This window comes from Umboniibacter marinipuniceus (assembly GCF_003688415.1).
GTDB lineage: Bacteria > Pseudomonadota > Gammaproteobacteria > Pseudomonadales > DSM-25080 > Umboniibacter > Umboniibacter marinipuniceus.
In genome coordinates this window covers 108,450-127,149 of the sequence record NZ_REFJ01000004.1, presented here as the reverse complement: position 1 = coordinate 127,149, position 18,700 = coordinate 108,450, and the positions used below count along the sequence as shown (strand labels likewise).

Below are 18,700 nucleotides of genomic sequence, written 5' to 3'. Positions count from 1 at the left end.
AGCTACCCCTTTTTGTGCATGTTAGGTTTGAGATAGTCTTAAGCATTTAAAGCTAGCTTTACTTTAGGGTGCTTAATTAGTGACAAGTTTTTCTTGAGAAGCGGTGTTTACCTAAAAAACTAACCCACCCGCATACTCAAATCCAACGCCTTTACATCCTTCGTCAGCGCCCCAATGGAAATGAAATCAACACCGGTTTCGGCAATGGGGCGCAACGTTTTATCCGTCACGTTCCCAGAGGCCTCTAGTTTGGCACGACCGCCATTCATCTCAACCGCTGAGCGCAGGTCGGCGAGGCTGAAGTTGTCCAACATGATGATATCGGCGCCGGCATCAAGGGCTTCTTGATATTCGTGCAGATCTTCCACTTCTACCTCTACCGGTTTACCCGGCGCAATCTCGTGGGCACGGCTAACGGCTTGCTGGATGCCGCCGCAGGCAGCGATGTGATTTTCTTTGATTAAGAAGGCGTCGTAGAGACCAATTCGATGATTGAAACAGCCACCACAGCTTACGGCGTACTTCTGTGCGTTGCGGAAAAGGGGGATAGTTTTGCGCGTATCGAGTAGGCGAACGCTAGTGCCTTCAACCATGTCGGCATAACGGCGGCATGTTGTAGCGGTGCCACTTAACATCTGAACGAAATTGAGTGCTGCACGCTCTCCGGTAAGAAGGCTTCGGCTGCTACCACTTAGGGTGTAAAGAGTTTGATTGGGCTCAAGGCGATCGCCATCTTCCACCGCAAAGTGGATCTCAACGCTGGGGTCTAGCTGTTTGAATACTTCAAGCACCCACTGTTTGCCTACAAACACACCGCCTTCGCGGGTAATAATGCGGGCATTACTTGTCGCTTCTGCGCTAATCAACTGTGCGGTGATATCACCGGAGCCAACATCTTCAAGCAGGGCTTGAGTTACTTGGTTGGCGATGTCTTCAGCGCTGAGAAGGTGGGCGGCAATGCTCATGGTTGGTCCTTGGGTAGCTGTTAGTTCTGTCAGGCGTTAAGGGGGTGTGCCGTTGGTCTGGCATTTCTCCCAATTGGGCGAATTCTAGCACAGCAAATCGCGGAGGTAATAATGCAAGCCGCTATTTTGGCAGTGAAAATTTTGTAGTGCTAGGCAAACTCAGTGAGTTGAGGGTTTGCTCAGGTGGAATTCCCGTTAAGGCGCTCTTGAACTCAGGATAATAGCCCCCCATACTGCTACTAAGCGAACTAGAAGGAGTCCGCCATTGCAGTGGGACGGTTGGTTAGACAATGCCGAGAAAAGAACGTCGCCCAATTTTAATGAGCGACCGGACTGTCAGGTAGACCTGCTGGTAGTACATTGTATTAGCTTGCCAGAGGGTAGTTATGGTGGCCCGTGGGTAGATAGGCTGTTTCTAAATCGAATTCGCGGGACGGAACATCCTTCGTTTGCTGACCTCGAAGGTTTGGAAGTTTCGGCACATTTTTTTATCGCTCGAGACGGTACGCTTACTCAGTACGTGAATTGTTTTAGCCGCGCTTGGCACGCTGGGTTGTCGTCATTCAATGGGCGCACTAACTGTAATGATTTCTCCATTGGCGTTGAGCTGGAAGGCTGTGACAAAGATGGGTACGAACCCGCGCAGTATCAGGTGTTACGTGACCTAGTAAAGCGGTTACAGGATTACTTCCCAGCGCTTTCTTCGGAGAGAGTGGTTGGGCACGAGCACATCGCACCAGGTCGCAAGACCGATCCCGGGCCGCAGTTTGCCTGGAAAGAATTTAGGGAAGAATTGGAGAAAGCATGAGCTTCTTTGTAGTTTTGGTTGTGTATTTACTTTATCGCAAGGGTGAGGGTTGGCATCGTCTCCAGCGCCGAGTGTGGCTGGGTAATTGGTGGAATGTCAGTGGCGATAAGGGTACGGCTGTTGGTAGGTTTATTTACCTGGCGCTACCGCTGGGTGGGCTTGCTTCAGCCTATTGGCTGCTTTCGCCCATGGGGTTGATGGGCAGTTTAGCGTTAGTCCTGATTGATCTCTTTGTTCTGGTTCAGATCTTGGGCGAACAGTCCCTTCGTGCTCATTTTGATGATTATCGTGAGCAGTTGGTAGCGGGCGAGATGATGGAGGTTGGTGCTCAAGCAGCGAAGGATCTTGGTTATGATAATCCTACAGATAGCGAAAGCGCCTATAAGTTGGTGTGGCAGGCCCTTGCCCGTCGTGCTTTTATTGACTTCTTTGCCATCTTATTTTGGTACTGGCTGGGCGAAAGCTTCTTTGGTTTAGGCGCACTGTTCGCCATGGCTTGGCGGCTTATCTTTATTGGTGCTGCGCACGACAGCTGGTTCTTTAAGTTACGTCATATGGCAGGGTGGATTCCCGCTAGGTTGGCGTTGTTGGGTTACGCGTTTGTCGGTAATTTTAGTACCACTATCCCCGTATTAATGCGTTCGCTAACTGACTTCCATATTCGCACTAGCCGCCTACTCTGTGATGGCGCTAAGGCGGCACTGGTGGTGGATAATGATGCTCAAGATGAAGGTGAAAAACCCTTCGAGCGGCTCTTTCAATTGGTGCAAAATGCCGAGTTGGTGTGGTTGGCGGCCTTTAGTCTGTTAGCCATCGCTGGTGCTTAAGTGAATTGCGCGGGTAGTTGTTAGTGTGATGTCCGAATTGAGCCCAGCTAATCGGGATAGGCTCGAAGGCTGGTGTCATTATCTGCAGTTTGAAGCAGGCCTATCAAAACTCTCCTGTGAGAGTTACCGCCGCGATGTCAGTCAGTTCATCCGCTTTGCCGATATCTCGCTTGATAAGTTCAATAGTGATGATGTGAAGCATTGGTTAGCTAACGGCTTTAAAGGGGAAGCGTCGGCCAAGTCGCAAGCGAGGCGGCTTTCGAGTTTGCGTAATCTTTGTTTGTGGTTAATTAGCAGTAACTACCGCGCCGACAACCCCTGTGCAAATATTGAATTACCTAAGCTTGGACGGCGCCTTCCCAAGGATATTAGTGAGCAACAGGTTGAACTGCTATTAGCTGAGCCTGATGTTACATCGGCGTTAGGATGCCGCGATCGCACCATGCTCGAACTGATGTACGCAACGGGGTTGCGGGTATCCGAGCTCGTAAATTTGTCCATCTTGTCGCTTAATATCAACCAAGGTCTTATTCGCGTTACTGGAAAGGGTTCCAAGGACCGACTTGTGCCGTTGGGTGAAGAAGCCGAAGACTGGCTTATTCGCTATATGAAAAGTGCACGTACCGAGCTGTTAAAAGCGCAGCAAAGTGACGTACTATTTCCCTCTTCAAGAGGGACCCTGATGACCCGCCAGACTTTCTGGTATCGAATAAAAAAATATGCGGCGGCTATTGGGTTAGAGGAAGCAATTTCTCCCCATGTTTTGCGCCATGCGTTTGCCACTCACTTGCTAAATCACGGAGCAGATTTACGGGCGGTGCAAATGTTGTTGGGGCATAGCGATTTATCCACCACTCAGATTTATACACACGTTAGTAGAGCCCGTTTAGGTGACGTACATCGTACCCATCACCCTAGAGGCTAAAGAGAGAATTTATATCATGAAGTTGTTCAAAATTGCTGTGGCCCTAATGGCCTTGAGTTTATCTGTCCCATCTATCGGTCAGGCGCTAGTACCGCAGGCCGAAGCAAACGTGGACCGAGCCCAAGCTAATCTGCAGCGTATCTACCCGCAGATCCCCTGGGGAACACCGGCGCCATCTTCTGTTGAGGGCTGGCTCATGGTGCCTATCATCGGTTCTCCGGAAGCAATTTACGTATCGAATGACGGTGAGCACCTGTTTACCGGAAAGGTATTTCGCATCAGTGGTAATTCACCGGTGGATATTGAAGAAGAGCGAATGATGCCAGAGCGTGCAGAAAAGCTTGCCAACTATGATCTCAGTGAAGCGCTAATTTACCCTGCCAGTAGCGAAAAGAAAGCGCGGATCTATGTCTTTACGGACGTATCCTGCGGCTATTGCCGCCGCTTTCATGGTCAGCTGGATGAGCTGAATGATGCCGGTGTCGAGGTGGTCTATCTGGCTTACCCGCGAGATACTCAAAGTCGACAGCCTACGGCTTATCGAACAATGACGGGCGTCTGGTGTTCACGTGACCCCAAGGGCTCCTTAAATGAGGCCTTTGCAGGTGAGTCATTTCAGGCCGCCAATTGCTCCGATGCGGTGCGCGATCAGTACAATTTTGGTTCGTCATTGGGTGTAAATTCTACCCCGCATATTTTCCTTGAGGATGGCACTAAGATTCCGGGCGCACAGCCAACTGAAGTGCTGCTTCAACAATTGGGAATATAAACCATAAGTTAGTGTAATTGACCTACCTTGGGTGTCTGATACTCTCGGTTTAACTGGGGGAGTTCTCCCGAAAAATATTGAGGTTCAGCGTGAAAGTAGTCAAATTAGGTCTGTGTGGTTTAGGTACGGTTGGTAGCGGTGTTGTAAATATATTCGAACGCAATGCCGATCTAATTCGTCGGAGAACGGGTAAGCGAGTGGTGATCAATCACATCGGAGCGCGTTCTGATTCCACTCAATGTGATGTTGCCAACATCAAACTAAGCCGAGATATTTTTGCGGTGGCCAATGATGATGACGTTGATATTCTCATTGAGCTAATTGGCGGCACCACGGTTGCAAAGGACTTGGTTGAGGCCGCGCTTAAGAACGGTAAGCACGTTGTCACCGCCAACAAGGCGCTTATTGCTGAGCACGGTGATCACCTGTTCAAACTTGCTGAAGAGTGCGAAGTGGTGCTGCGCTACGAAGCCGCAGTTGCCGGTGGTATACCAATCATCAAGACCCTAACAGAGGGTTTGTCGGCGAATGAAATTCACAGCATTGTAGGCATCATCAACGGTACCGGCAATTTTATCCTGAGCGCAATGACTAACGAAGGTAAAACCTTTGAAAGCGCCTTAGCTGAGGCTCAGCGTTTAGGTTATGCCGAGGCGGACCCAACTTTTGATGTGGAAGGTATCGATGCAGCGCACAAGCTACAGATCCTAGCATCACTCGGTTTCGATAAGCCTTTTGAATTTGGCTCAGTGTCCACCGAAGGGATTAGCAAGATTACCCCCGCGGATATTGAATACGCCAAAGAGTTGGGCTATCGCATCAAGCATCTTGGTATTGCCCGCCGTCGACATCACGGTTTCGAGCTACGCGTTCACCCAGCTCTGGTCCCCGTTAAACACAGTTTGGCCAATGTTGATGACGCACTGAATGCCGTCTTCCTCTATGGTGATGCGGTGGGTGGCGTACTTTCCGTTGGCGCAGGAGCAGGCTCCGAGCCTACTGCCTCCGCGGTCATCGCCGACGTGGTAGACATTGTTAAAGCAGGAGAGGCGGCGCGAGTAATTCGTCCGAAGCAAACTAAAGGAAAAGTCTTGCCGCTTGAAGATGCGGAATCGAGCTACTACATCCGTTTCAAGGCCATTGATAAGGCGGGGGTAATGGCCGCCATCACCAGTGCCTTCTCCAACCACGGAATTAGCCTTGAGGCTATCTCGCAGAAAGAGAAACAAAGTGCTGAAGATGACCAAGTTACCGTTGTGTTGCTCACACATGGCGTTCGCGAGTGGTTGTTCAATCAGGCTCTCATTGACCTTAAAGCGCTGGATGGCGTGGTAGGTGATATTGCAATGATACGTGTCGAAACGCGTTTTTAAGGTTAATGCTATGAAGTATCAAAGTACTCGAGGCGCCTCCGAGCAATTGTCGTTCGAAGATGTGCTTTTAAAAGGTTTGGCGAATGATGGTGGCCTATTTGTCCCCACTGAGCTCCCAAAGTTTAGCAATGAGGATCTCACTCGGCTCGCGACATTGAGTTATGAGGCGCTTGCCTTCGAAATTATGTGGCCCTTCGTGGAAGGGTGTATTTCCGCTGTCGATTTTCGCGCCCTCATAGATGATGCCTACGCGCAGTTTAATCACTCGGCTGTTGCGCCACTGGTGCAGATTGACCAGCGCACCTGGGTCTTAGAGCTGTTTCACGGCCCTACATTAGCGTTTAAAGACTTCGCTCTACAACTACTTGGTAGATTGCTGAATCACTTCCTTAGTAAGCGTAATCAACACGGTGTTGTGATGGGCGCTACTTCGGGTGATACCGGTTCCGCAGCCATTGAGGCCTGTGTTGCCTGTGATCATCTCGATATCTTCATTTTGCACCCACACCAGCGGGTCTCGGAAGTGCAGCGGCGTCAGATGACGACGGTGTTGTCAGATAACGTCCACAACATTGCGCTTGAAGGTCATTTTGACAACTGTCAGCAAATGGTCAAAACCAGTTTCGCAGACCAATCTTTCCTTCCAGAAGGTCGCCAGTTAATTGCGGTAAACTCCATTAACTGGGCGCGGATTATGGCGCAAATTGTCTACTATTTCTCGTCAGCACTTGCCCTGGGGGCGCCGCAGAAGCAAATTAGTTTTAGTGTGCCAACCGGCAACTTTGGCGATATCTATGCCGGTTACTTGGCCAAGCAGATGGGCTTGCCTATTGGTCAGCTAGTGGTTGCTACCAATGCCAATAATATTCTTCATCGCGCCATTTCAGCCAATGATTACTCAAAACAGGGGCTGCAGAAGACCTATTCGCCGTCAATGGATATCATGGTCTCTAGTAACTTTGAGCGCTTACTTTTCGACGCTTTTGATCAAAACGGCGAGGCACTGAAGGCGGAGATGGAATCCTTTGCCGCCACGGGCGAACTATCGCTGCCGGCGGAGGTATACCAAAATGTGATTACGCACTTTAGTTCGGCTGCGCTGGATGATGAAGACACTTTGACGTGGATTCGAGATACTTTTGCACAGTCCGGCTATTTAGCTGACCCGCATACTGCAATTGGTATTGGTGCCGCGGCGGCTTGTCGTCGCAGTGATGACGAGGTAATGGTATGCTTGGCCACAGCACATGCCGCTAAATTCGAAGATGCTGTTAAGGCCTCTGGGGTAGATCAGGAGGTGGTGCTTCCCGCTCATCTGACTGATTTGCTTGACCGCGAAGAGTCCTATGAGGTTATTGAAAATAACTTGGAAACCGTGCAATCGTGGATTCAGCAGCAGGTGAACATCTAGTCAATATTCAGCGTCGCAAGGCGCTGACCAAGCCCCTTGATAACTACCCCGAGCTGTTGGCTCGGGTTCTGGCCCATCGGGGTATTCAATCTGAGGCTGAACTTCCTCAATCACTCGCACAGCTGTTACCGCCCACCCTGATGATGGGGCTGTCCGAAGCCGCCGAAATTGTCGCCGCCGCGATTGCTGAGCAAAAACGTATTCTTATTGTGGGTGATTTCGACTGCGACGGCGCTACCAGCGTGGCATTAGCAATGCTGGGTCTCAGCGCCCTAGGCGCCAACCACGTTGACTACCTTGTGCCGAATCGCTTTGAGTTCGGCTACGGGCTCTCCACTGAAATTGTTGAGGTGGCACGGGAGCGGTCGCCCGATCTGATCATCACCGTTGATAACGGGATTTCTAGTGTGGAAGGCGTGGCCTTGGCACGCAGCTATGGCTGGGATGTCGTGGTGACCGACCACCACCTTCCTGGTGATCAACTTCCAGACGCTTCAGAAATCGTCAATCCTAATCAACACGGGTGTGAGTTTCCCTCGAAGCACCTAGCCGGTGTTGGGGTTATGTTCTATCTTCTGATTGCTCTGCGATCAAGGTTACGGGCGCTGGGTAATACCGCTGTTGAGCAGGTCAATCTCGCGCAATGGCTGGATATCGTTGCCGTTGGGACGGTAGCGGATGTGGTGCCATTAGATGCTAATAATCGCCTGCTAGTTAGCCAGGGCCTAGCAAGAATTCGCAGCGGCCGATGTAGGCCGGGAATTAAGGCGCTGTTACAGATTGCCAAGCGGGATCCTGTAGTAGCGAAAGCCACAGATTTAGGCTTCGCAGTGGGCCCCAGGCTCAACGCCGCGGGGAGATTAGATGATATAAGCGTAGGAATTCGTTGTTTGCTCACTAGCGATGACTCGCAGGCCATGACCCTAGCTGATCAGCTCAATCAATACAACGTGTCGCGGCGCGAGATTGAAGCGTCCATGCAGGCTGAAGCCGCAGTTGCCGTTAAAGCTATTACCTTGACGGGTGAACTACCGTGGGGGCTATGTGTGTACGAGCCCAGCTGGCATGCTGGTGTGGTGGGTATCGTCGCATCCCGACTCAAAGAACAGCATCATCGTCCGGTCATCGTTTTTGCCGATGAAAGCGACGGCTTTATTAAGGGGTCAGGGCGAAGTATCCCGGGCTTACATCTGCGCGATGCCTTGGATCAAGTTGCAAAACAAGCCCCAGAGGTGCTCCACAAATTCGGGGGGCACGCCATGGCTGCTGGATTGAGTATTCACCGAGCTCATTTCGAAGCGTTCTGTGAGCGTTTTGACGAGGTGGTTCGCAGCCAGCTAACGGCGGACGATCTGACCGAAACCCTATTGTCCGATGGCGTACTTACTAGTGCAGACTTGCACACTGATAATGCCAAGCTGCTATCCACAGCTCAACCCTGGGGGCAAGGTTTTCCAGAGCCTAGCTTTGATGGCGAGTTCTTCGTGGTGTCCAGCAAAGTTCTTCAGGACAAGCATGTTAAGTTGACCCTAGCGCCGGTAGATAATCGTCAGCATCTGGTGGATGGTATCCTCTTTAACTATCAAACTGCGGACCGCCGATGGCATGAACAAACGTCGAAAATTCACGCCGTGTATCAGCTTGATGTCAATCGTTGGCGAGGGAATGAATCGCTGCAGTTAATGTTACGTCACCTCGATGTCGTCTACGATTGAAAGCTGTTGGATTTATTGCGCTTTGGCGCTACTGACTTTCGCTCGCTATACTCGCAAACAACATGATTTTTTTATGGCTTTGAAGTAGAATCGCCGCCTAATTCGAATTTGATAATGGTTAGCCACTAAATGGAAATTAATCCGATCCTCAATACCATCAAAGATGTCCGCGAACGCGTTGATATCTTGAGGGGGTATCTTTGACTATGCCAACAAGAAAGACCGACTTGCAGAAGTTGAGCTAGAGCTTGGCGAACCGTCCGTTTGGGACGATCCTAAATTAGCCCAGGAACTGGGTAAAGAGCGGTCACTACTCGAAGGCGTGGTCAAGACCATTGACGACGTTGACGCCGGTGTCGACGATGTCTCGGACTTGCTTGAACTAGCCGTAGAGGAAGATGACGAAGACACGGTTACCGAGGTTGAAACCGAGTTAGCGAATATCGTTACGCTGTTGGAAGAGCTCGAGTTTCGCAGGATGTTCTCCAATGAGATGGACCCAAACAATTGCTTCCTGGATATTCAATCTGGCTCCGGTGGCACTGAAGCTCAAGATTGGGCGGAAATGCTACTTCGTATGTACCTTCGTTGGGGTGACTCAAAGGGTTTCAAAACCAGTCTGGTGGAATGTTCGGCGGGTGATGTAGCCGGTATCAAGAGTGCGACCATTCAGTTTGAAGGCGACTATGCCTACGGCTGGCTTCGTACCGAAACAGGTGTACACCGTTTAGTTCGTAAGAGCCCCTTTGACTCCGGTGGCCGCCGACATACGTCCTTTACCTCAGTGTTCGTATCTCCTGAAATCGACGATAATATTGAAATTGAAATCAACCCTGCCGATTTGCGCACCGATACCTATCGTGCCTCCGGCGCGGGTGGACAGCACGTTAACACCACGGACTCAGCTGTGCGTATTACCCATGAGCCATCGGGTATTGTGGTTCAGTGTCAGAGTGAACGCTCGCAGCACCAAAACCGTGACCGAGCCATGAAGCAGTTAAAAGCCAAGCTCTATGAGTTGGAACTGCAAAAGCGCAGTGCCAGTGCCCAGGCGTTGGAAGATACTAAGTCGGATATTGGCTGGGGAAGTCAGATTCGCTCCTATGTACTGGACGATCAACGTATCAAGGATCTCCGTACTAGTGTGCAGTCATCGAATTGTAATGCCGTACTCGACGGCGATATTGACCAATTTATTGTCGCCAGTTTGAAGAGCGGCCTGTAGGAAAAACTATGAGTAATAGCAGCGAAGAAAACAAGCTAGTAGCAGAGCGCCGTACCAAGTTGAATGGCCTGCGTGAGCGCGGTAACGCCTTCCCGAATGACTGGCGCCGTGATGCGTTATCGGCCGATTTGCAGAAGCAGTTTGCCGAGCACGATAAGCCGACCCTAGAGAGTTTGGATCACCGAGTAAAGGTGGCGGGTCGAATTATGCGTAAGCGCGGTGCGTTTATGGTGCTTCAGGACGTTTCTGGTCAGATCCAGCTCTATATCAATCGTAAGGTATTGTCGGAGGCCGAGGCTGCCGATGTGAAGACATGGGATATTGGTGACATCGTTGGTATCGAAGGTCCAGTGCAGCGCTCGGGTAAGGGTGACTTGTTTGTAGATATGCACCGTGCAGTGATGTTAACTAAGAGCCTGCGCCCACTACCGGATAAGTTTCACGGCTTGACCGATACCGAACAGCGTTATCGTCAGCGTTATGTTGACCTTATTATGAACGAAGAGTCACGCAATGTGTTTGCCACCCGTTCGGCGGTGATTCAGTCTATTCGTAATTTCCTGGGCGACAAGCACTTTATGGAGGTTGAAACCCCCATGATGCACGTGATTCCCGGCGGCGCGTCAGCACGCCCGTTCGTGACGCATCACAATGCCTTGGATATGGACCTCTATTTGCGAATTGCCCCTGAGCTTTATTTGAAGCGTTTGGTAGTGGGTGGTTATGAGCGGGTTTACGAGATTAACCGTAACTTCCGTAACGAAGGTCTTTCTACGCGTCACAACCCTGAATTCACCATGTTGGAATTTTACCAAGCCTACGCGGACTATCGTGACTTGATGGACCTCACCGAGGGGATGATCCGCCAGGTCTGCCTTGATGTGTTAGGCTCAACTGACGTGGTTAATACAACGAAGAATAGTGATGGCGAAGTGGTTGATTCTGTTACCTATGAATTCGGCAAGCCCTTTGCTCGCTTAAGCATGTTTGATTCCGTTCTGGCTTACAATCCGAAGTTAAAGACCGAGGATATTAATACGCTGGAAGGGATTACTGCGGTAGCGAAGTCACTGGGTGTGAAGATCGAAGCGCGTTATGGATACGGCAAGATTTTAACTGAAGTCTTCGAAGAGACGGTTGAATCACGCCTCATTCAACCCACCTTCATTACCGACTACCCAACCGAAGTTTCGCCGCTTGCTCGTCGTAGCGATGACAACCCGGATGTGACGGACCGTTTTGAGTTCTTTATCGGTGGTCGGGAAATTGCTAACGGTTTCTCGGAGCTTAATGATGCGGAAGACCAGGCAGCGCGTTTCGCCGCGCAGGTAGCCGACAAGGATGCGGGCGATGACGAAGCTATGCACTTCGACCACGATTACATTCGTGCGCTGGAGTACGGCTTGCCGCCAACAGCCGGAGAGGGTATCGGAATTGATCGATTGGTTATGCTATTGACCAACAGTCCTTCAATTCGCGATGTGTTGTTATTCCCTCATATGCGTCCGGAGTAATTCACTCCTGCTAGCAAAAAAAGGCCGAATCATCATGTGATTCGGCCTTTTTTGTTAGCGCTAGCGGTTAAATATCTTCGGGCAACTTAGCGCCGCCCGTATTGAATCGCTTTAGCGCCCCATGTGAGCTTACTACTGGGTGTAAATACCCAGTGCGTAATAGCAGGGTTCAGCGGAACAACTATACATCTTTACGGTGTAATCGTAGCTATTGCCGTTGGCGCTAGGTAGCGTTACCACTGGAAAGGCATCCTCCTCTTCATCAGAATCTACCAGGTTGTCACGGTGATCGTAGATGAATAGGTCAATGTCAGGGCAGTCCTGATCGCAGACGGCAACCAGACGATAGCGCTGGCCGCGAGTGGGAACAAAGCTCCAGGTGTCGTCGGAATTTTCGTTCAACTTCGACATCACGATGGACTCCATGGTCCAACCCTCTTCGCTCATCGAATCGGTGACCCCAGAGATTTGCTCGGCAATGCTATCGACATAAATATCAGCGTGAGTACCAGCTGTGGCTAGGCCAACGGTGATGCCTAGGGCTAATTTTACGGACCCGTGCTTTAAACTCTTCATGCTATCTATCCTTTGATTGTGAATCTGAGGTCATCCTACGCCAAGATTTTGGTGCCATACCTGACCAACGTTTAAACGAGCGGCTGAAGGCGCTGTCTTCCGAGTAACCTAAGTAATTAGCAATCAATCCTAGTTTGAATGATGGGTTCTTTAGGTAGTCCCGCGCGCGATCAAAGCGAACTGCGTCCAGAGCGTGACGAAAGGTAGTACCTGCTTCCTTTAGCTGGCGCTGAAGTTGGCGGCCAGAAACATTGAATCTCGCCGCTACACTCTCAAGCGACGCATCTTCGATATTAAGCTGCTCACGGATAACGGCCAAAATAGCGGTCAACTTTTTAGTTGGCTTTAACTGCGCCGAGCTAACCGGCTGAGCGAGCAATTCCGGAGCAAAATGAAGCGCCGTCCGTCCAGACTCAACCATCACGGGGCGGTGATAATCACCCTCGTGCTTCTCCGAGACAACCCAGCTGCGAATTGACCCTGAACGATTAGTGAGCTGACAAATCAGTTGGTCAATCAAACTGAGCGCGTGTATTTGAGCGCTCAAGGGTAGGGTTTGTTCACTGATGAGTTCGATGGAGGCCGTGTCAGCGGTAACGTGACTTTTATAGGAAACGCCGGGAAGCAAGTGAGCGCAGCGTTCGCTAAACTCTTTGAGCTTTGCCGAAACGTTCTTCATGCTGAGGAGGTTGCCGTTGTAACCGCTAAAGAGGCTATTTACATGGAGCTCACCTAAAATGGCGCTGAAGTTGGGTTGATTAAAGCGTTGCTTACATTCGTCAACAACACGGTGGTAGGTGTCCATGGGGAGGTAGCTGTCAGGGATGTCGAGCTTCGAAAAGTCGATATCGAACTTTTCAAGCAGCTTACTGGGTGACGAGCCAAAGACCACCGCTAAATCTGCGATGTTCTTAAAAACGGATGAGTGAACAAGTAAGCCAGGTTGCATGATTAATGCTTGAGCTCAAGTTCGTCTGACATCATGTCATCCCAGACTGGTTCACCGGGAATAGCATGCCCTTCACTGGCCCATTCACCCAAATCAATTAGCTTGCAGCGATCACTGCAGAACGGTCGGTAAGGTGATGCCGTGTCGTAGCTGTGGGCGATGCCACAGGTTGGGCAGTCCACGAGCGGTGTTGCGGTAACTGACGCTTTCTTAGTCATAAATTAGTCTCATGAAACTTCGCGCTGAATCAGCGCTTCGTGAAATTGTTGCAGGGCATTATGTAGCTGCTCAATAGTGCCACTATTGTCGATCACATAATCGGCTTTGTCGAGACGCTTTTTTCGTGCCAATTGGGCGGCCATGATAGCGTCCACCTGGTCACTACTGACGCCATCTCGGCTGGCAGTTCGCTGTTTTTGTGTTACTTCATCAACATCAATGACGAGCACCTGATCACAGAGTTCGCTTTGCTGTGTTTCAAAGAGTAGTGGTGATGACAGTACCACATAGGGGCCTTTTGCGTCCTGAAGTTGGCCCTGAATTTCCTCCCGTATTAGCGGGTGGAGGAGCGCCTCTAACCAAGCCTTTTGGCTAGAATCAGAAAAAATAATTTGCCGAAGTGCGGCGCGATCTAAGCTACCGTTGGCTGCTTTGAGGTGTTCGCCGAAGTGCGAGAAAATTGCTTCGAGTGCTGGCCTTCCAGGTTCAACTACAATACGTGCGCATACGTCAGCGTCAACAATTGTGACCCCCAATTGATGGAGATGGTCTGTAGCTGCGGATTTACCGCTGCCAATGCCGCCTGTTACCCCTAAAATCATCTTAATACTCTTCCAAATTCGACCCTAGTTTAGCGTTTTAATGGCATTAATACTATGTAATCACTGCCCTTATGTTGAGCGCTGGGTTCAGAGCAGCTACTATGGGGTATTACCGCTAAAAACACGATAAATAGGGCGCTTGTGATGATGAAAAGATTTTCGATGACCGCATTGGCGGGTTTTTGTGCAATGACTATCTCGGGTTGCTCCGATAACTCGGTAGCGCCAACTGCAGAGGTTGCCGATCAAACTACTAATCAGTGGATAATTGATGGCCAGCGGGACCTAGCTAATGCGCTAAACCAACAGCCCATCAATAAACCTGCTAAAAATGTCATCTTCTTCATTGGTGACGGTATGGGTATCACTACGCAAACGGCGGCGCGAATCTTAGAGGGGCAACTTAGTGGCCAAGATGGCGAAGAAAACCTACTGAGTTTCGAAACGCTCCCATACACCGCGCTAGTAAAGACTTACACCACTAACCATCAAGTGTCGGACTCCGCGGGCACCGCAACCGCCTATCACACCGGGGTGAAAACCAAATCTGGCGTAATTGGTTTGTCGGAGTTTGCCGATTACAACGTCTGTGACGGCCAGGCAGAGCATGAAGTCACGAGCTTGCTAAAAATGGCTGAAGACAGAGGTATGGCCACAGGTTTGGTGAGCACCGCTCGTATTACCCACGCATCGCCTGCTGCCGCCTACGCACATGCTGCCAGTCGCGAATGGGAAACTGACAAAGATATGCTCCCTGCTGATATCGAAATGGGTTGTGTTGATATTGCGCGACAATTAATTGAATTTGAACACGGCGATGGCGTAGACGTTATTCTTGGCGGCGGTCGTCGCGGCTTCTTGCCGAACACCGTCGCAGACCCAGAGTATCCGGACCAGCAGGGACGACGCGAAGATGGTCGTGACCTGGTTGCGCAATGGCAAGCCGCTGGTGGTCAGTTTGTCTGGAATGAACAGCAGCTTCGTGATGCGCCTCAGGATCAGCCTTTACTTGGTCTGTTTGAGCCTTCGCATATGCAGTTTGAAGTTGATCGACCACACGATGCCGGCGGTGAACCGTCGTTGACCGAAATGACGGCCACCGCGATTAGTCGTTTAGAGGATAGCGAAGAAGGCTACTACCTGTTCATCGAAGCTGGTCGTATTGATCATGCCCATCACTATAATAACGCCTATCGTGCGCTACATGATGCAGTAGAAATGTCTCGTGCTGTGGCGCAGGCGATGGCTATGACCTCTGAACAGGATACCTTAATAGTGGTGTCAGCAGACCATAGTCACAGCTTCGCGCTTGCCGGTTACCCAGCAAAAGGCAACGGCGTCTTCGATTGGGTACGCGGTACTGATGAGCGAGGTCACCCTACCAATGAGGTGGAGTTAGCAGAAGATGGTCAGCCATATAGCATGCTGGGCTACACCACCGGTTTTATGGTGCCTCGGGATGAGGCCTATGGAGAGCTAGATCCTTCCCATCCCAATTTCCGCCAAGGCGCACGTATCCCAAGTCGAGGTGAACATCATGGTGGCGAGGACGTTGTAGTGATGGCGCGTGGACCCATGGCCCATGCCTTCCACGGCTTTGTAGAACAAACATTTTTATATCACGCGATGGCTCACGCCCTCGGTTTCCAGCAGTAAGAGGTAGATCATGAGAAAATTTTTAGTGAGTATTGTACTGAGTAGCCTAGTTGTTGGCTGTTCAAGTCTTCGCGTCATTGAACACAATGAAAAAGAGACTAACCTAGCGGAATATGAGTTCTTCGCCTGGGGGGATAATGCGTTAGATCAGAGTACCCAAAGTTCGCTGGCCATTGCAGACACCACTATTCGCGCCTCATTGAACAATGAGTTACAGCGAAAGGGCTATGAAGTGGTTAACGACGGCGCGCAGATTACCATGACTTGGCGAGTGGGGCGTAGTGAAGTGGAGGTGTTTGAAGAGCCTGTTTATACCATTGATAACTCACTCGGTGACAACATGCAGGCGAGCATTGTTCATGACGGTCAGGTTTTTCAGTCTAGTAGCGAATTTGTGTCGGTAGATCAACTGGTGATCCTCTTCGCCGATACCGCGACACAAGAACCCCTCTACGCAATTGAAATCCGCGGTGTGCATGAAAATGCCGCTACCACTGAAGGGCTCAAAGCACGCATTGAAGAGGCGTTGAAGAAAGCCTATAAGAGCATACCGCGCCGTCGCTAATGGCTAGTATCTCTCTTGTTCTTGGTAGCGGCGGTGCCAGAGGTCTGGTTCAGATTGGGGTAATTGACTGGCTGTTGGATAATGGCTATGAGATTGAGTCAATATCAGGTTGCTCTGTTGGGGCGCTCATCGGCGGTGTCTATGCCGCCGGCAAGTTCGAAGAATTTAAGTCCTGGGTGTTCGAATTAGAAAAGGGTGACGTACTGCGTCTCACTGATCTACACTGGGGCGCTGGCGGTTTTATCAAGGGTGATAGGGTGATGAATGCTCTCCGCTCCTTGGTAGGCGCTAAGCAGATTGAAGAACTAGATATTCGCTACACTGCCGTTGCAACTGATTTGCATCGAGGTCAGGAAAAATGGTTTCAAAGCGGCGATTTGTTTGACGCCATTCGGGCCTCAATAGCAGTGCCAAATGTCCTCTCCCCGCACGTTGTTAACGGCAGAGTTTATGTGGACGGTGGGCTTTTGAACCCGGTGCCCATAGCGCCAACGCTGGCTGATCATACCGATATGACGGTAGCAGTGGATTTAGCGGCCCGATCAACGCAAAGTCGTCGTCACAACGAACAGCCTAAGGCGCTTAAAAATACCGAAAAACGCGGTCGAATTGCATCATTTATTGCTGACTTAATGGGTGATAATGATGATGAAGTCGTTGAGTTGCCGGGCGTACTAGATATTAGCAACCGCAGCTTTGATATTATGCAAACGGTTATTTCCCGTACGAAATTGGCGACACACTCACCCGATGTGATCTTCGAATTCGCTAGGGACTTATCCGCCACCCATGAATTTTGGCGCGCTAAAGAGTTAGCCGATATTGGCTACCAAGTTGCCGCAAATACCATGAAACAGCAGGCTGCCGATGAAGGAATTTGATCTCCCGCACGATCCCCATTACGCGTTTACCGCGTTATTTTGGGTGATGATTGTTAATATCCTAGCCACCGGTTTTCTATCGGCAAGCGCCTTCGCAACGAGTATTGGTAATGTTACCTCAGCGGGCGTTTTGCTTGCCGCCATCTACTTGGTTTCCCATAGTCGAAGGTGGCTTATCATACTTAGCCTAACAAGCGTTCCGGCCATCGTGAACAATTCTCTCGTATCCTTCTTGGGTATGCCGGAGCTAGAGTCTATTAACAACGTACTCTTCGTGCTCTCGCATATTTCGGTGACGGTATTCTTGGTGCTGACGTTAATTTACGCCCGCCACGCGAATCTTTCGACTATCTATGCCGCAATGTGTGTGTATCTCATGATGGGGCAGAGTTGGACTTACGTTTATCTTGCCATTGAGGCCTGGCAGCCGGGTTCGTTCATCTTTAATGACGAGCTGCGGGTACTGGGGCAATTGAACTATCATGAATTAATGGTTGAGATGGAGTACTTCAGTTACGTTACCCTGACTACCCTCGGCTACGGTGATATTACACCCGTTGCACCGGCGGCACGCTCAGTAACTATTCTTGAGGCTATTTTAGGGCAGCTCTACCTCACGATTGTCTTGGCGAGGTTGGTGGGTCTATACCTTCAGGAGCGCACGGCCAAAGCTTCGCCAGACAATTAAGACAGCGCAGCTGACAAAGCTGCGCATAGCGGAAAGCTTGGTGCCTCTTCAGGCCTATCTTGGAAGGTTTTTAAGTAAGTACTGAACCGCCTTATCTACCGCCGCCTCTGAGCGCTCAGGTGTTGATTGATTTAACAGCCTGCGTGCGGAGCTGACTCGCCAGACCAATTTTTCAGATGCGGCATCGGAAATATCAATGGTCACTTTCACTTTATCATTATCGGTCTCTTTCAGCGTGGTTTGTTCGCCATAGAAACGCGGTGAATAGTGCATAGGATAGCGATGATAGTCATACCAGCCAAGGCCGGTAGACGCGCCAACTGAGTTGCCACGGAAGGCGCTTAGGCTTTCTAGGTGATAGGTAATTTGCAGCGCGGCGCCTTCCTGTTGTTCGGTGTAGCCGGCGTAAGCTAATTGCGCCTTAATGCTTGCAACCATCCGATCGTTAAGAAGCTGACTAGAAATAGCGGTTTCATCTGAAGCGAGTGCTGATGACGGGACAAGCTGATAAGTTTTGCTGCCACCAAAATTATAATCCGGATCGTAATCCGCAGTGGGTGAGCCCGCGCACGCGGCTAGAAGTAGGATGGCGGTGATGCCGGCTGTTAGTTTTGCGGCAAATAAACTTATGGCAGTGCTGGAACGATTAGTCATTTTGCGGTACCTCAGGAATGTTGAAGAGGCCGGGTTGACGTTCCCATAAGCCGTCTTCATTGAGGCAGAAATCGAAATCTAGCTGCCAGTTATCTTTGTTTGGAGTCGTTACGGTAAAGCGAATTCGACGGCAGGGAATATCACCTAGGGTAAACAGTCGCAACAATTTTGCCGTTCCATAGCTGCCACTTTCATCATTCTGCCAAGCTACTTCGGTACCAACGGGTTGATCGTTCAGGCCTTCCGAGACCGCGGTGGAAAGTAGTGCCATATCTTCAGGCGTGACCCGAGGAATGGCAGAGCGCCAATTCGCTTCGGCCGCCATCGAAAAACAAAGTAGTAATATTGCTAGAAGTCGAACCGTCATAATGATTATCC

20 protein-coding genes are annotated in these 18,700 nt (G+C 50.4%); 13 read left to right on the top strand and 7 right to left on the bottom strand.

What is annotated here, in order from left to right; genetic code table 11:
- Positions 1-119: 119 nt before the first annotated feature.
- The gene (nadC, locus tag DFR27_RS08890) at positions 120-965 is read right to left on the bottom strand and encodes a carboxylating nicotinate-nucleotide diphosphorylase (protein WP_121877114.1); all 846 of its coding nucleotides are present in this window, start codon (positions 963-965) and stop codon (positions 120-122) included.
- A 265-nt stretch (positions 966-1,230) separates the two neighbouring features.
- On the opposite strand from nadC, the gene ampD reads away from it, so the two are divergent.
- From ampD to lysS, 9 genes are all read left to right on the top strand, one after another.
- Positions 1,231-1,773, top strand: a complete 543-nt coding sequence (gene ampD, locus DFR27_RS08885) for a 1,6-anhydro-N-acetylmuramyl-L-alanine amidase AmpD (RefSeq protein WP_121877113.1) — start codon at positions 1,231-1,233, stop codon at positions 1,771-1,773.
- Entirely contained in the window at positions 1,770-2,600 is an 831-nt protein-coding gene (gene ampE / locus DFR27_RS08880; protein WP_121877112.1) for a regulatory signaling modulator protein AmpE, read from the top strand. The genes ampD and ampE overlap by 4 nt, the downstream gene beginning before the upstream one ends.
- A 28-nt stretch (positions 2,601-2,628) precedes the next feature.
- Positions 2,629-3,525, top strand: a complete 897-nt coding sequence (gene xerD, locus DFR27_RS08875) for a site-specific tyrosine recombinase XerD (RefSeq protein ID WP_121877111.1) — start codon at positions 2,629-2,631, stop codon at positions 3,523-3,525.
- 16 nt (positions 3,526-3,541) lie between these two features.
- Entirely contained in the window at positions 3,542-4,294 is a 753-nt protein-coding gene (locus DFR27_RS08870) for a DsbC family protein (RefSeq protein ID WP_121877110.1), read from the top strand.
- A gap of 89 nt (positions 4,295-4,383) precedes the next feature.
- The gene (locus DFR27_RS08865) at positions 4,384-5,667 is read left to right on the top strand and encodes a homoserine dehydrogenase (protein WP_121877109.1); all 1,284 of its coding nucleotides are present in this window, start codon (positions 4,384-4,386) and stop codon (positions 5,665-5,667) included.
- Positions 5,668-5,677: 10 nt separating this feature from the next.
- Positions 5,678-7,078 carry a threonine synthase gene (thrC, locus tag DFR27_RS08860; RefSeq protein ID WP_121877108.1) on the top strand — a complete coding sequence of 467 codons (1,401 nt, stop codon included), beginning with the start codon at positions 5,678-5,680 and terminating at the stop codon, positions 7,076-7,078.
- The gene (recJ, locus tag DFR27_RS08855; protein WP_245962638.1) at positions 7,051-8,793 is read left to right on the top strand and encodes a single-stranded-DNA-specific exonuclease RecJ; all 1,743 of its coding nucleotides are present in this window, start codon (positions 7,051-7,053) and stop codon (positions 8,791-8,793) included. The genes thrC and recJ overlap by 28 nt, the downstream gene beginning before the upstream one ends.
- Before the next feature lie 129 nt (positions 8,794-8,922).
- Positions 8,923-10,018, top strand: a protein-coding gene (gene prfB / locus DFR27_RS08850) for a peptide chain release factor 2 (RefSeq protein WP_121877107.1) whose coding sequence is annotated in 2 segments (ribosomal slippage) — positions 8,923-8,994 and positions 8,996-10,018 — 1,095 coding nt in all. Because the reading frame shifts where the segments join, the coding sequence is not laid out codon by codon here.
- A gap of 8 nt (positions 10,019-10,026) precedes the next feature.
- Positions 10,027-11,532: a lysine--tRNA ligase gene (gene lysS / locus DFR27_RS08845; protein ID WP_121877106.1), complete on the top strand. Its 1,506-nt coding sequence runs from the start codon at positions 10,027-10,029 to the stop codon at positions 11,530-11,532.
- A gap of 132 nt (positions 11,533-11,664) precedes the next feature.
- On the opposite strand, the gene DFR27_RS08840 is transcribed toward lysS, so the two are convergent.
- The 4 genes from DFR27_RS08840 to coaE are packed head-to-tail and all read right to left on the bottom strand — an operon-like array spanning position 11,665 to position 13,878.
- Entirely contained in the window at positions 11,665-12,108 is a 444-nt protein-coding gene (locus DFR27_RS08840) for a hypothetical protein (protein ID WP_121877105.1), read from the bottom strand.
- Between the two features lies 1 nt (position 12,109).
- Positions 12,110-13,057, bottom strand: a complete 948-nt coding sequence (locus tag DFR27_RS08835) for a helix-turn-helix domain-containing protein (protein ID WP_121877104.1) — start codon at positions 13,055-13,057, stop codon at positions 12,110-12,112.
- Positions 13,058-13,059: 2 nt separating this feature from the next.
- On the bottom strand, positions 13,060-13,275 hold the full coding sequence (locus tag DFR27_RS08830; protein ID WP_121877103.1) for a DNA gyrase inhibitor YacG: 216 nt from the start codon (positions 13,273-13,275) through the stop codon (positions 13,060-13,062).
- Between the two features lie 9 nt (positions 13,276-13,284).
- The gene (gene coaE / locus DFR27_RS08825) at positions 13,285-13,878 is read right to left on the bottom strand and encodes a dephospho-CoA kinase (protein WP_121877102.1); all 594 of its coding nucleotides are present in this window, start codon (positions 13,876-13,878) and stop codon (positions 13,285-13,287) included.
- Positions 13,879-14,022: 144 nt separating this feature from the next.
- Between coaE and DFR27_RS08820 the strand changes: the two genes are divergently transcribed.
- Genes DFR27_RS08820 through DFR27_RS08805 form a run of 4 tightly spaced genes read left to right on the top strand, consistent with a single transcriptional unit; the run spans position 14,023 to position 17,668 of the window.
- On the top strand, positions 14,023-15,534 hold the full coding sequence (locus tag DFR27_RS08820; protein WP_121877101.1) for an alkaline phosphatase: 1,512 nt from the start codon (positions 14,023-14,025) through the stop codon (positions 15,532-15,534).
- 10 nt (positions 15,535-15,544) lie between these two features.
- Complete coding sequence (locus DFR27_RS08815; protein WP_121877100.1) at positions 15,545-16,099, top strand: DUF4136 domain-containing protein; 555 nt, start codon at positions 15,545-15,547, stop codon at positions 16,097-16,099.
- Positions 16,099-16,980, top strand: a complete 882-nt coding sequence (locus DFR27_RS08810; protein ID WP_121877099.1) for a patatin-like phospholipase family protein — start codon at positions 16,099-16,101, stop codon at positions 16,978-16,980. Before DFR27_RS08815 ends, DFR27_RS08810 begins: the two co-directional genes overlap by 1 nt.
- Entirely contained in the window at positions 16,967-17,668 is a 702-nt protein-coding gene (locus DFR27_RS08805; protein ID WP_121877098.1) for a potassium channel family protein, read from the top strand. The genes DFR27_RS08810 and DFR27_RS08805 overlap by 14 nt, the downstream gene beginning before the upstream one ends.
- Positions 17,669-17,722: 54 nt before the next feature.
- Here the strand turns inward: DFR27_RS08805 and DFR27_RS08800 are convergent, their stop codons facing one another.
- Both DFR27_RS08800 and DFR27_RS08795 read right to left on the bottom strand, forming a co-directional pair.
- On the bottom strand, positions 17,723-18,322 hold the full coding sequence (locus DFR27_RS08800; RefSeq protein WP_170150827.1) for a DUF4136 domain-containing protein: 600 nt from the start codon (positions 18,320-18,322) through the stop codon (positions 17,723-17,725).
- On the bottom strand, positions 18,315-18,689 hold the full coding sequence (locus DFR27_RS08795) for a hypothetical protein (protein ID WP_121877096.1): 375 nt from the start codon (positions 18,687-18,689) through the stop codon (positions 18,315-18,317). The genes DFR27_RS08800 and DFR27_RS08795 overlap by 8 nt, the downstream gene beginning before the upstream one ends.
- Positions 18,690-18,700: the final 11 nt, after the last annotated feature.